The organism is Psychrobacter glacincola (genome assembly GCF_904846075.1).
Classification (GTDB): Bacteria; Pseudomonadota; Gammaproteobacteria; order Pseudomonadales; family Moraxellaceae; genus Psychrobacter; species Psychrobacter glacincola_C.
On sequence record NZ_CAJGZH010000001.1, the window covers coordinates 247,254 to 261,225 of the forward strand.

Annotated in this window: 12 protein-coding genes; 7 read left to right on the forward strand and 5 right to left on the reverse strand. The window is 43.2% G+C overall.

Annotated features, from left to right (window positions below):
- Nucleotides 1-40: 40 nt before the first annotated feature.
- Nucleotides 41-298: a YheV family putative zinc ribbon protein gene (locus JMW85_RS01085; RefSeq protein ID WP_201580680.1), complete on the reverse strand. Its 258-nt coding sequence runs from the start codon at nucleotides 296-298 to the stop codon at nucleotides 41-43.
- A complete protein-coding gene (locus JMW85_RS01090) occupies nucleotides 299-2,482 on the reverse strand; it encodes a M3 family metallopeptidase (RefSeq protein WP_201580681.1) in 2,184 nt (727 codons plus the stop codon).
- A gap of 453 nt (nucleotides 2,483-2,935) precedes the next feature.
- Here JMW85_RS01090 and JMW85_RS01095 point away from each other — a divergent pair, with 453 nt between their 5' ends.
- From JMW85_RS01095 to JMW85_RS01110, 4 genes are all read left to right on the forward strand, one after another.
- Nucleotides 2,936-4,048, forward strand: a complete 1,113-nt coding sequence (locus tag JMW85_RS01095) for an AOC03_06830 family ribosome hibernation factor (RefSeq protein WP_201580682.1) — start codon at nucleotides 2,936-2,938, stop codon at nucleotides 4,046-4,048.
- Between the two features lie 242 nt (nucleotides 4,049-4,290).
- Nucleotides 4,291-4,965 carry a M949_RS01915 family surface polysaccharide biosynthesis protein gene (locus tag JMW85_RS01100; RefSeq protein ID WP_201580683.1) on the forward strand — a complete coding sequence of 225 codons (675 nt, stop codon included), beginning with the start codon at nucleotides 4,291-4,293 and terminating at the stop codon, nucleotides 4,963-4,965.
- Nucleotides 4,966-4,969: 4 nt separating this feature from the next.
- Nucleotides 4,970-5,728 carry an endonuclease/exonuclease/phosphatase family protein gene (locus JMW85_RS01105; RefSeq protein ID WP_045443058.1) on the forward strand — a complete coding sequence of 253 codons (759 nt, stop codon included), beginning with the start codon at nucleotides 4,970-4,972 and terminating at the stop codon, nucleotides 5,726-5,728.
- A gap of 87 nt (nucleotides 5,729-5,815) precedes the next feature.
- Nucleotides 5,816-6,820, forward strand: coding sequence for an NADP-dependent oxidoreductase (locus JMW85_RS01110; RefSeq protein ID WP_201580684.1), 1,005 nt, complete (start codon nucleotides 5,816-5,818; stop codon nucleotides 6,818-6,820).
- 192 nt (nucleotides 6,821-7,012) lie between these two features.
- Here JMW85_RS01110 and JMW85_RS01115 read toward each other — a convergent pair whose 3' ends face one another.
- The 3 genes from JMW85_RS01115 to JMW85_RS01125 are packed head-to-tail and all read right to left on the reverse strand — an operon-like array spanning nucleotide 7,013 to nucleotide 10,512.
- Nucleotides 7,013-7,645: an alpha-ketoglutarate-dependent dioxygenase AlkB family protein gene (locus JMW85_RS01115; protein ID WP_201581215.1), complete on the reverse strand. Its 633-nt coding sequence runs from the start codon at nucleotides 7,643-7,645 to the stop codon at nucleotides 7,013-7,015.
- 17 nt (nucleotides 7,646-7,662) lie between these two features.
- A complete protein-coding gene (locus JMW85_RS01120) occupies nucleotides 7,663-8,553 on the reverse strand; it encodes an alpha/beta fold hydrolase (protein WP_201580685.1) in 891 nt (296 codons plus the stop codon).
- Between the two features lie 51 nt (nucleotides 8,554-8,604).
- A complete protein-coding gene (locus JMW85_RS01125; RefSeq protein WP_201580686.1) occupies nucleotides 8,605-10,512 on the reverse strand; it encodes an ABC transporter ATP-binding protein in 1,908 nt (635 codons plus the stop codon).
- 318 nt (nucleotides 10,513-10,830) lie between these two features.
- Between JMW85_RS01125 and JMW85_RS01130 the strand changes: the two genes are divergently transcribed.
- The 3 genes from JMW85_RS01130 (at nucleotide 10,831) to JMW85_RS01140 (ending at nucleotide 13,968) form a co-directional block, all read left to right on the forward strand.
- Entirely contained in the window at nucleotides 10,831-11,679 is an 849-nt protein-coding gene (locus JMW85_RS01130; protein ID WP_201580687.1) for an EamA/RhaT family transporter, read from the forward strand.
- 192 nt (nucleotides 11,680-11,871) lie between these two features.
- Nucleotides 11,872-12,774 (forward strand): fructose bisphosphate aldolase, encoded by a 903-nt coding sequence (locus JMW85_RS01135; RefSeq protein ID WP_201580688.1) that lies wholly within the window; start codon nucleotides 11,872-11,874, stop codon nucleotides 12,772-12,774.
- Nucleotides 12,775-12,900: 126 nt separating this feature from the next.
- The gene (locus JMW85_RS01140; RefSeq protein WP_201580689.1) at nucleotides 12,901-13,968 is read left to right on the forward strand and encodes a hypothetical protein; all 1,068 of its coding nucleotides are present in this window, start codon (nucleotides 12,901-12,903) and stop codon (nucleotides 13,966-13,968) included.
- Nucleotides 13,969-13,972: the final 4 nt, after the last annotated feature.

The window sequence follows — 13,972 nt, forward strand, 5'->3', positions numbered from 1 at the left end:
CTAGATAGGCTAGTAGCTATTAAGACTTGACGCTTAATATTTAAGGCTTGAATTTTACTGTGCCGCTGGTACCAGTAGCCATAGCATCACGTATAAGCTGATCTTCAGCATGGTTTTTAGCACTGATGGCATCAGGGTCGGGGCGATGCTCTGCGTGCCCACACAAAGTACACTCGATATATTCATCAGGTGCAGGAGTCACAATATTCACCTGTACTACCGCGTCTATCGCTTGGCATTTTGGGCAGCGAACGCCTGCTAAAAACCGGCGTTTAGGGCTTGATGATTGGTAGCGCATTTAAATCGCCTCGTGAGTCGTTTGAGCATTGGCGGCATCGATGTTTTTAGAGTCATCAAAACCACTATGACGTAATAAAGCATCAATGCTGGCGCTACGACCACGGAAGTTTTCAAAGTTGGTCTTGGCAGGGAAACTACCACCGACTGATAAGATGGTTTCACGGAAGGCTTTACCAGTGACAGGGTTAAAAATACCTTCTTCTTCAAACTTGCTAAAGGCATCTGCCGATAGCAACTCTGCCCATTTATACGAGTAATAACCTGCCGCATAACCACCGGCAAAAATATGACTAAATCCATTGGCAAAACGGTTGTAGTCAGGTGTCTGCATGATAGCAATGTCGTCTCGAACGGTATTTAGCGTGGCTAATATACCGTCATAATCAAGTGCTGGCGTATGCGCATGAATCAATAAGTCAAACAGTGCGAATTCGATTTGACGTAGGGTTTGCATGCCGCTTTGGAAATTCTTCACCGCCAATAACGCTGCAAGTTTGTCTTTTGGTAATGGCGCGCCGGTTTCGACGTGGCTACTAATCAGCGCAATACCTTCGGCATCCCACGCCCAGTTTTCCATAAATTGACTGGGCAGCTCGACCGCGTCCCACTCAACGCCATTGACACCAGCGACATCACCGACCGTCACTTGGGTCAACAGGTGATGTAGGCCGTGACCAAACTCATGGAATAAAGTCAATACTTCATCATGCGTCAATAAGCTTGGTTTGCCATCGAGGGCAGGGGTGAAGTTACCCACCATAAAGCAAACGGGTAGCTGCTGATGGTCTTGCTCGTCATACGTATAACGCGACTGAAAACCACTCATCCAAGCGCCGCCGCGTTTACCACTACGAGCAAATAAGTCAAAGTAAAAGCCACCAAGCAAGTTATCATCAGCATCAAACAACTGATAAAAGCTGACATCGTCGTGCCAGCGTGATACGGATTCACTTTGCTCTTGGACTTTGATACCGTACAAACGCTCGACGATGGCAAATAATCCGCTAATCACTTTTGGTAAGGGAAAGTACGGGCGGATTTCTTCTTGCGATAAGCTGAACTCGCTTTGTTTGACTTTTTCAGCGATATACGCACTGTCCCATGCCTGTAACTCATCTATACCATAATCTTGCGCATACTTTTGCAACTGAGCTAAGTCTTGCTTAGCCGCTGGAGTTGCTTGCGTGGCCAAACTCCGTAAAAAGGTTTCTACTTCTGCCACGTTATCTGCCATTTTAGTCGATAGTGAGACTTCTGCATAATTGTCAAAACCCAATAGCTTGGCTTTTTGCTCACGTAGTTGCAGGATTTGACTCATGATATCGGCGTTATTTAGCGACTCACCTTTGGCATTGGTATGCGCATCAAACTCAGAAGCACGCGTGACATAAGCGCGGTATAGGGTCTCACGCAGCTCGCGGTCATCCGCATGGGTCATGATGGCAAGATAAACAGGGATGTTTAAGCTTGCCACGTAATAAGGACTTGGCAACGCATCGAATTCTACTTGCGTAAGCGTACCGTTGGCAAGCGCGCGCGCTTTATACTGTTCGCCAGCATCTGCGAGTAGCGCCAGTCCACTTTCGGTTAGACCTGCTAATTGCTCTTGCTGCAGCGGTAAGGCATAAGCTTGGGTGGCATCCAATACGTTATCTGAAAAGGTCGCTGATAAGGTAGAAAGCTGACTTTGAATAGCTGCAAACTTTTCCTGTTTATCTTTTGGTAATGCGACACCTGACAGCTCAAAACTGCGTAGCGCAAGCTCAATAGCCCGCGCTCGTGCAGGCTCAAGCGCCGCAAAAAATGCTGTGTCATTGACGATAGTTTGATAACGATTAAATAGCGGCTGATGCTGTCCCACTCGTGTGCTATAAGCAGATAATTTAGGTAGCAGTTCATGATGGACATGACGAATGTCGTCATTGCTCATGACGCTATTCAGGTGCGATAAAATGCCCCAACTGCGATCCAATGCCAGATTAATATGATCAAAAGTCATCACATCGGCCAGCGCTTGCTCAGCACTGATATTAGCAGCGCTATCATGGTTGTCAGTATCTGCACTCATCTCATCTAAAAATGTATTGGCTGCATCGATGGCACTGATGACATGGCTTTGTAATGTACTTGGCGAAACGTTGTCAAAATCGACAAGGCGTAAATCTGCAGGAAGGGTTTTCATAAAAGTATCCGATATCTGATCGTAGTGAATGAATTATTATTGAGTAAACGTCGTTTTATATAAGAGATTGGCTTGCCGTGACATCTAGAACGTTATTAGCTTTGTGTTATTTTTCTTTTCTTGCTGTCTTATCGATAAGCTATATAAAAGATGGGTTCGTTTGACGAAAATGCAACCTAATTACTGACTATATAAAAAGTGAAGCAAGATAATTAATACTAAACGGGTTTATAGTCGATCCGGCAGACTTTTAGAACAATACAGAGTGTTTTACTTACAAAGTGCTATCATTTGCTTGCAAATTAACCCTACAGCGAGTGAGGTTTGACTGCTAGCATCAAGGCAATGGAATAAAAAGATTAATCACTACTGATAGCAAAAACTATTAATCAGTTGACTCATATTAAAAATTACAATTTTAAAAGTAAATGATAATAAAACAAGGAGCAATAAATGAAAGCGACTCTCAAAAGTTTACGTGAAACCAAAGCCAACCCTGCGGTTAGTATCTTTGTTAAGACTCATCGCGAGCATCCTGCTAATGATCAAGATCCCATTGCCCTGAAGAACCAATTAAAAGTGGCTGAAGAACGCTTAACCAACGAATACGATAAGCGCACAGCGACTACCATACTTGATAAGATTCATGATAAAACCAAAGAGCTCAATCACAACTTAAATCTTGATACCTTAGCTATTTTTGCCAGTACCGACGATGTGCAAGTTATCCGTATGCCGATTGACACCACGGAGCGTGTGGTGATTTCACATCGTTTTGCGACTCGAGATTTGGTGCGTGATATGGCAAGCGCGGTCCATTATTACACCTTGGTGCTTACTCGTGATAATGCCCGCTTGATTGAAGCGTCTAATGATCGCGTGGTGAGAGAGTTTGATAAGGACGATGACCTGCAAAAAAACATGGATAATATTCCATTCCCTATTGAAAACAATGGTCTATATACGACAGGCGACGGTGGATCGGATCGCTCGTCTAATAATGAAAGTAGCTATCTAAAAGAGTTTTTTAATCAGGTCGATAAAAGTGTCCAAGAGCTGTGGGGTGAGCATAAAATGCCTTTGGTCGTCGTTGGCGATGCTAAAAATATCGGCTACTATAAAGAAGTTTGTGATCGTCCAGACAACATCATTGCCACAGTGTCAAATGCGACCAATCTAGAGGATGGTAGTGCTCAGCATATTATCAATAGTGTGCAAGAGGCGGTGGAAGGCTATCGTACATCACTGCATCAAGCTGCCATGGGTGAGATTGATAAAGCACGCGGTGCCAATATGTTACAAACAGATCTACAAGAAGTCTACCGCAGTGCCTTCCAAGGTGCAGGCGGGACGCTTTATGTCCGTCGTGGTTATATACAATCAGCCAAAATTGATGAAAAGGCGCAGACTTTGAGTCTTGCAGATGATGCGGCTTCAGAAGGCGTTACTGATGATGCCATTGGCGAAATCATTGAGCATGTCATTCATAATGGTGGCGAAGCAGTATTTATGCCACAAGATATTATGGGTGAAGATCAACCAATTGCTTTGGTGACACGCTATTAATTGCTAGATAGTGCTTATTGATGACAATCCTTTGCGAATTCGCCATTGATAGAAGATAGGTATAATATGGGAGCATTGGTTCGATAAGAATCAATGCTCTTTTTACATTGATGATATATTAAGCCTTTACCTAAAACATATGCTTGATTGCCGTAGATTGTTAAATGATGCGAAATAACATACCAAATACTCTCATGCTATTTAGCGTCACAGCAATGATAGCCTTTAGCTCCAGTCTCAGTATGGCAGAGACAGATGTGAATAATATATCTGTGAGCCATCTATCATGGGGTCAATTGCCGCCTTCTATTCAAAACTATTATCAAATAGACTCTAAAAAAAATAAAATGAGGCTAAAGACCAAAGATATTGTTGCTATTCGTTCTTGGATTGGCACAGTAGGAGAACAGTATTTGGTTCAATTACAGCGTTTCAATTCAACCAATAGCCCTGACGAGCCAGCAGGAGAGGTCTTCACGCATTTATATGTTATAGATGAACAAGAGGCTTTACGAGTATGGCAAATATATGATTATGTACCCTGCGATGGGTTAGATGTAATCGCAGAATTCGCTAAAAACACCGCCGTAGTGACTGATATTAATAATAACGGTATTGTCGAAGTGAGTGTGCCTTATTATCTCGGTTGTCGTGGTGACGTAAGTTATGATGAGATGAAAGTAGTCATGTACGAAGGGCAGCAAAAATTTGCTGTACGTGGTAACTCTGCAATTTGTAACGCCAAGACAGACCAGCCAGTTGATGCTACTGGTTATTACGGTGGTGACTACAAGATTGATGAAAAATTACTACAGCAATCAGCGCTATCAGCTTCTCAAAAATCAGTATTTAGGCGTCACTTGCAATCAGTGTGGCGAGATAACCAATGTTCCATTTATTTTAAGTATGATGACTAATTCTATGACTACCACAACCTCTTTTGTGCTAACCAGCTATAACATTCATAAAGGCATGTCGCCGATGAATCGCCAAGTTAAAATACAAGGTATCGCCCAAGCCCTTGATATCATTGGCTCTGATGTACTATGTCTCCAAGAAGTGCAAGGTCAGAATCTTAAGCGCAATATGCAGTACAACGAATATCCTGACCAATCGCAACATGAATGGTTTGGGGAGTATTTACAGCTGCAAAATAGCTATGGTAAAAACTCAGAGTATGAAAACGGTCATCATGGCAATGCGGTATTGAGCCGTTTTCCATTGGATCCTAAACATAACGTCAATATCACCGTTAATAAGCTTGAGCAGCGCGGCGTCTTGCACTGTGAAGTACAACCAGTTGGATGGGATGTACCAGTGGTTGTACTGTGTGCACATCTAAATTTGTTTGAGCGTGATCGCATCAAGCAATATGAAGCCATTGCCAACTATGTTCGTAATGAGATTGCACCTGATCAACCACTGATTTTGGCAGGAGATTTTAATGATTGGAAAAAAATGTCTTGTGATAAGCTGGCTACTAGCTTGGGTATGACCGAAGCTTTCAAGCACTGTCATGGCAAACTGCTGCCAACTTTCCCAGCCAAGCTTCCTGTGCTGAGCTTAGATCGTATTTATGTGCGTAATCTAAGAGTGAAAAATGCCTGGGTGCATACGGGCAAACCATGGTCGACACTGTCTGATCATCTGCCGCTCAGTGCGGAATTGGCACATTTATAAATGATTATTAAATAAGCTTAAGTTATTCACTAAAAATAAAATTGAATGCAAATATAAAGTAATAGATACCTATAAGGATATATAACGATGTCTACTCTTTCTCATAATGTGCTACCAACGACCCAACATGCTGTACTCATACGTGAGTTTGGCGAACCTGAAGTGATGAGCTATCAAGAGGATGTGGCCATTCCTGTGTTAACAGACAATCAGGTGTTGGTCAAAGTTGCTTACGCGGGTATCAATCCTGTCGATTACAAAACGCGTCAAGGCAAAGGCTGGGGCGCTGATGCCATTCAAAAAGACAAGTTTGATAAAAATGAGCCTGCAATTTTGGGGTTTGATATGTCAGGCACTGTGGTCGATAGTCGTAGTGAGCAATTTACTATCGGTACACAGGTCGCTGCCCTGACTTTTCATGGTGGCTGTTATGCAGAGTATGTAGCAGTCGATGCTGACATGCTGGCAAAAGTACCGGATTCTGTCACATTAGAGCAAGCAGGTGCGCTGCCTTGTATTGGACAGACGGCGATACAGTTTGTAGAGTTTGCAGATATTCAAGATGGTGAGCATGTGGTGATAAACGCGCCAGCAGGCGGCGTGGGTCACTTGTTAATTCAGCTGCTCATGGATAAAGTGGCTAAAAACAATATCAAGGTGACCGTCATTTGCTCACCAGAGAAATATGCCAAGCTTGATGAAATAATAGATACCAATCAGCTTACAGGTTGGATTGATTATACCAAAGATGGTGAATTCCCTGAATTAAAGGCAGATGTGCTACTGGATTTGGTCGGTAATGAGGCAGGCGTGCGAGCGCTTAGCGTGCTCAAATCAGGCGGACGCGTGAATGTATTACCAACCATTTGGGTGGATAAACTCAAAGAAGCGGGTAGCCAGAAACAGTTAAAGGTAGCAGGTTATAAGGCGCAGCGTAGTGGTGAAGATATGGCCCGAGTTTTACAGCTCGTTGCTGATGGCAAGCTAACGCTACGTATTCAGCAAACCTATCCATTGTCTGAAGTGGTCGCGGCTCATCATGAGCTGCAAAAAGGTGCTGCTTTTGGCAAGATCGTTTTGGAAGTGAGCTAGGACATGTCTTCAATCTGAAGGCCTGCGACTAAATGGGCTAAAAGTGGTTAAATCTTTCTAGACTGCATCAAATAGCTGGTTAATATTCCGATATTAACGGTGCTATTTTCCTTGTTTGGCTACCGTTTAGCTCATTTTTATCACCATTTTCAAAACGAGGACGCGCTCTAGCTTATATTAAGTTACATTAATTTAATGCGGTAGCACTTTTCGAAACGTGAGGCTGATGCGCCCTGATGTGACAGTTTTAGTTTTTGTAATGGTATGCATCCAAAAATCCTGCGTATCGCCATGCATAACGATAAGCTGACCGGACTCAAGATATAGCTCAACTTTGACGGGCTTGTTCTTTTGTCTAATAGTTTTATGCTTAAAAACAAATTTTCGCCTAGCACCGAGCGATAAAGAAGCAATAATCGGCTGCGCGCCCAGCTCTTTTTCATCGTCGGCATGATAGCCCATACCATCCTCACCAGAGGGATAGTAATTAAGCAAGCAAGAATTAAAATCAACGTTGATGCCACTGCTTGATAACTGCTGCTCAATATGTCGTTTTACGTGCAACATCTGCTTTGTCCATGGAATGGCTCGACGCGTCTGTCCAGAGTAATAATAACTGACATCGTGGTCACCCATCCAGACGATTTGGCGAGTGGTAACATGCGTTTTACCAAACAACGTCACGATGTCAGACTGCCAAGGTAGCTCGGTTAGTAAATTATTATACAGGGCGTTAGCATTATTGATAACTACCCCTAAGTCATTGACCTGACCATCGTAAGGCAACAGATTGTCAGTCGGTGTAGGCGCAAAAAGGTCAGTCATCACTTAGACGGCTCAGCTTATTTATGACTATGATAATGCTCATTGATAACTTGAGCACATAATTCAGGTGCTTCCATCGGCAGTAGATGACCGTAATCTAACAAAGATATGATGCTGTCATCAGGGACGAATTTTTGCCATTGTTGTCGCACTTTATGGTTGATAAACAACGTCGGCTTGCCAGTGATAAGCGTATAAGGACAGCTTAATTGCTTGAGGGCGGTATCGATATGCGGCGCGCCGAAATAGTTGGCGAGCTCTTGCTCAGGCGCAAATATCAGCGTGTAACTGCCACTGGTATCTTTGGATAAACTTTGCTCTGCAAATACCCGCAAATGCGCATCACTCATGCGCCTATAAGCACGTTGAGCGCGTAAGTTCTCATAATAAGCATCGATGCTTGCCCAAGTAGATTGTTTGGTGAGGGTGCTTTTAAACGGTTCGCGACTGAGCAGAAGCTTACGCGGCAATAGATTATAAAGTCTGGCTTGTGGTTTGGTAAACGTCACAGGCTCTATTAAATATAGTTGTGAAAACAGATCTGGGCGCTGGGCTGCAGCGATGGCAGTGGCAGTGGCTCCTTGCGAATGACCAATACCAACGATGGGTTTGTCTTGCGTTTTTTCTAAAAATTCAATAAGTATCTCAGCATCCTGCTCGCGCGTAAGACGACGGCGCTGTGGCTTGTCATACCAATAGCCACGAAGCGCAAGCGAGCTGATTTTGAAGTCAGTTGCCAGCGCACTTAATAAGGGACTATAAGTACCAACGGTAAAACTATTGCCACCATAAAAGTGTGCTGGTACGCGAGAGGCAGTACTTGACTGTATCGATGGCGTAAGCTGGCTAAGGTTATAGTAGCGCGCTTGTTTTCCACTAATATTAATATTTTTTGCAAATGCTTTCATAATGTACACACCTCCTTGTGTCTGATTTTCAATGAAAATTAATGGTTGTACTTAGCTGTCTTCACCTAAAAAACCACCACTTTGACGGTGCCACAAGCGAGCATAAACACCGTGTAGATTTAATAATTCATCATGGCTGCCTTGTTCGATAATTTGACCTTTATCCATGACCACCAATCGATCAAGTGCGGCAATGGTGGAGAGACGATGGGCAATCGCAATGACCGTTTTACCTGTCATGATGTCATTCAGGCTTTCGGTAATGGCAAATTCAATCTCAGAGTCAAGGGCGCTGGTCGCTTCGTCCAATAGTAAGATGGGCGCATTTTTTAGCATAACACGTGAGATGGCGATACGCTGACGTTGACCGCCAGAGAGCTTGACGCCGCGCTCACCGACTTGGGTATCAAGTCCTGTATTGCCTTTATCATCATATAAGTCTTTGATAAAGTCCCATGCTTGCGCTTGTTTGGCAGCCGTAATAATTTCTTCATCGGTTGCGTCAGGACGACCGTAAGCGATATTTTCACGTACTGTCCGATGTAGCAAAGACGTATCTTGCGTCACCATACCTATCTGCTGGCGCAAAGACTCTTGGGTGACTTCATCAATTGCTTGTCCATCGATAAGGATTTTACCGCTATCAACATCAAAGAAGCGTAACAATAAATTAACCAAGGTAGATTTGCCGGCACCTGAGCGCCCAACCAAGCCTATCTTTTCGCCGGGTTTAATGTCTAAATAAAAGTTATCGAGCAGTTTAGTCTTCGTAGTAGGCGTTGCTGAGGTTTTCACTGTATCTAAGCTATCGCCTTCAACAGCGTCGCTATCATTCTCATAACTGAAATCAACATGATCGAAAACGATACGACCTTCGGTGACTTTCAAAGCGGGTGCATTGGGCTTATCAATGATTTTTTGCGGCGCTGATAAGGTACGCATGCCATCTTGTACGGTTCCGATACTTTCAAATAGACTGGCAGTTTGCCACATGATCCAACGAGTCAAACCGTTCAAACGCAGTGCCATGGCTGTCGCGGCAGCAATCGCACCGACACCGACCGCGCCTTGTTGCCATAAATATAAGCCGATAGCCGCAGTGCTACTAACCAAAATCACACTGATTAGATGGGTTGATACTTCTAAATAACTGACCCAGCGCATCTGTGCATGGACGGTACCTAAAAATTGCCCCATGGCGTTTTTGGCATAACTCAGCTCACGGCGTGAATGGCTAAATAGCTTGACGGTCATGATATTGGCGTAAGCATCGGTAATGCGGCCGGTCATCAAGGCACGGGCATCGGCTTGCACAATGGCAGTTTGTTTGAGCTTAGGGATAAAGTACCAAATGGTCAGCGCAACCAAGACTAGCCAAACGATAAACGGGATTAATAATAGGCTGTCCAGATTAAATAAAATGACACCTGACGTAATAAAATAAACGGTGACATACATAAACATATCGGTGACGGTCATGACTGTATCGCGTACGGCCAGTGCGGTTTGCATTACTTTGGCTGAGACACGTCCAGAAAATTCATCTTGATAAAACTGCATCGATTGCCCAAGCATCCGCTGGTGAAAGCGCCAGCGCATTTGCATGGGAAAGACGCCTTGTAAGGTCTGAAAATGGATGAATGATGACAATGCAATCCATAGCGGACTCACGATCATGACAGCTAGCATGAGCAGTAGCATATCGCCTTTTTCTAACCACAGATTCTGCGGTGTATAGACGCCTAGCCAGTCAACGATATTCCCAATCCAAGCAAATAGCATCGCTTCATAGATGCCAATGCCCGCAGACAAAATCATAAATATCAATAGCCAGCCACGTAAACCGTTGGTACACGCCCACAAGAACTTTAGCATGCCATCACGGGGTGAAGGTAGCGGCATAGGAGTTTCAGGAAAGGCAGGGAGGCGAGTTTCAAAAAATCGAAATAGAGCATTCATAGGCAGTCATAAAACATCAATAGCAGTACGCCAAAATCAACGACATTACTCGTTATTTTGAATCTTTACTTTTGTTATTAGGATTGAGTACTATTTTAGCAAACTTCCCAATCAGACCTGCATGCTAATTGTAAATTGAAGGCTAAAGAGCTACTTGTCAGCAGTCGAATAAAAGCCAATAAATAGATTGCTGTGTAAGAAATACTTTGTTACATTCTATGGCTTTATCCTAATTGGCGGTTCGCGCTTTATCTTCAGTATATGAATGATGAGCGAATAATGTCCCCATAAAGCGGCAGTTTAATAAGGTAATAGCTCATGATATATTTGACGATAGCGGTGCTTTGTAGTGTCGCCGTTTCAGTATTGCTAAAAGTGTTACGACAGAAGAATATAGACATACGCCAGACCATCGTCGCAGGCTATCCGGTGGCTTTTCTGCTGACGTGGTTTTTGTTGAAGCCAGACGTCAGTGGCATGAATGCGCTTGGCGGTGCTTGGGCGATTATTATTGCGCTTGGCATATTGCTACCTGCGGTATTTATTATCCTTGGAAGGGCGATTGAATCTGTGGGAATGGTAGCAACCGATGCGGCTCAGCGGCTATCGTTGATTATTCCTATCGTCGCGGCTTTTTTATTGTTTGGTGAAGTACTGACCAGCACGCGAATATTTGGACTGTTATTAGGCTTTCTAGCACTCGGAGCGTTGATTTATCGTCCACAGCAAGGTCAGATTAGCAGACAAGCGAAGCATACACCGCTATGGCTGTTTGGCGTCTGGGCAGGCTATGGCATCATTGATATCTTGTTCAAGCAAGTTGCCAAGCAGGGCACTGCTTTTCCTCTTACATTATTTGTCAGTTTTGGTTTAGCAGGATTATTGCTGTTTATGTATTTGCTGATTACGCGGGTGCGCTGGCAGGGGAATGCGCTCGCAGCAGGATTGTTATTAGGTGCGCTCAATATGGGCAATATTTATGCTTATGTACGTGCGCATCAATTATTGTCCGAGTCGCCTAGCATCGTCTTTACCGGTATGAATGTCGGTGTCATTGCAGTGGCAACCTTGATAGGGGTCGGTGTGTTTAAAGAGTCGCTTAACCGTATTAATGTCTTGGGTTTATTATTAGCCATTTGCTGTGTGGCAGTGCTGTTTTTAGCATAAACGTTCAGCCTAGTGAGTTCTCTCATAGGATAGGTGATAATTATTTTATCAACGCGTTAACTTATCAGATATAGGCACAAAGAGCGTCCTATGATAAGGTTGTCTACAAACAGTAAGGCTGATATAAGCCAATAAAAAGCGATTTACTTTGTGACACTTGACCTCAACCAATAATAATAGGACGCACTCTCAATGGAATATCAAAACCAATATAACAAACAGCTACAACGTATCAAAAATGGTTCGGGATTTATCGCTGCCCTCGACCAGAGTGGCGGCAGCACGCCAAAAGCGTTAGAGAATTATGGTGTCACAGGCGATGATTATGACAACGATGAAGCCATGTTCGACCAAGTGCATGAGATGCGCGCGCGTATCATGACTTGTGAGGCTTTTGATAATGAGCGTGTGCTTGGGGCGATTTTGTTCGAAGATACTATGGAACGTGAGGTCAATGGCAAACCGACGGCCAATTATCTATGGGAAGAGAAAAATATTGTGCCATTTTTAAAAGTGGATAAGGGTTTGGCTGAGCAAATGAATGGCGTCCAAGTGATGCGTCCAATGCCAAATTTAGATTTGCTACTCGATAAAGCCAAAAACTATCCAGTATTTGGTACCAAAATGCGCTCAGTAATTTATGAGCCGAATGTCGATGGCATTGAGCTGGTCGTGCAACAGCAATTCGATGTGGCAAAACAGATACTCTCAAAAGGTCTGATGCCAATCGTAGAGCCTGAAGTCGATATCAACAGTAGCAAAAAGCATGAATGTGAAGTCATACTAAAGACCAGCATTTTGCACAATCTGGATCGTTTGACTGACGACCAGCAAGTCATGCTAAAACTGACTTTGCCAGAAGAAGCGGGTTTTTACCAAGAGCTGATTGATCATCCAAAAGTGCTAAAAGTTGTGGCGTTATCGGGCGGCTACAGCCGTGGCGATGCTTGTGCTAAGCTCAAGCAAAACCCAGGTATGATTGCTAGCTTTTCACGGGCCTTTACTGAAGGGTTGAGTAAGCAGCAAAGTGATGATGAGTTTGCTAATACTATCAACACATCTATCGAAGAGATTTATGAGGCGTCGAAAGTTTAAAGCCTTATACTTTTATAATTGATTTTGAATCCCAGCTGACTTTAGGTTTGCTGGGATTTTTTTTAATGGCATTCACAGTAGATATTTATTAAACTTGTGTTTGTTTTCATGGTTTCTGGAGAGGTTGTGTTTCGCTTTATTACTTCAGGGTTGTTTTTATTAAGTTGGAGTGTTTCTAGTCAATCTATGGAGCCTGTAGGCTATTCAGGTACTTGGGCAAGTGCTGCTTATTTTAATAATGCCATCGATGTTATATCAGAGACAGTTAATATCGATATTACAGATGATGCTAATAATGCTGGTTATACAGTGAGCTATAAGCTGTATAACAATCGTGAAGGGCTTCAATTCCCATTGGTTTTTGAAGTATTCGATGAATTTGGACAAAGTAATGAGTTCGAAATTACTGTTGATGGTCAATCGGTGCCTGTTGTAACGGTTACTGAAGATAATAACGGGCTTGAGACATCTGACTTCTATATGCCAGCCAATACTGGTTTAGAGCAATTCAGAGCAGATTCAAAGTATATCAACCTGGATTTGTCGTCAGGGTTGCATACTATTACAGCTACTTATGACGTCCAGCCGCATTACTATGGCAGTGATTGGACGGCAAGACATACTTATTCGTATAGCTTAAAGCCTAGGCAACAGAGTGATACACAGAGCCAGCAATTTCAAGGTTCAACTGTCACTCTAAATTTTTATGGTGATGCTGACCATGTGACTGTCAATATTGATAATGAGAAAACGGCTTTACCCGCGAATCAACCATTATATTTCAACGATAATCTTGCGAAAGAGATTGATTTTATTATTCAAGCACCTCTGAAGCCTGTGGCAAAAGTTTTGACGGCTGTTTCGCCATTCATAACTATAAGTTTCGCGCTATTTGTATTGGGTGGACTGCATTTACGTATGATGAAACGTAGACAGCAAGCCCAGCCCGAAACCCTTTGGACAGTCATGCTCGTGGGTGGTTTTCTAGTGCCTCTGCTTAGCTTGATAATCTACTATATATATCTACTAGTAACGGATATAGTTATTGGTAAAGGTGCGACGGGAGACAGTCGTGATTTGTTCTTTATATGGGTTTTGCCGTTAGGCTATATAGTAATAACACCTATTTATTTGATAATTAGTTTTGTGGTTTTTATGATGGTTAAACAGACGGTTACTAAAACAGTAAAGTAATTAT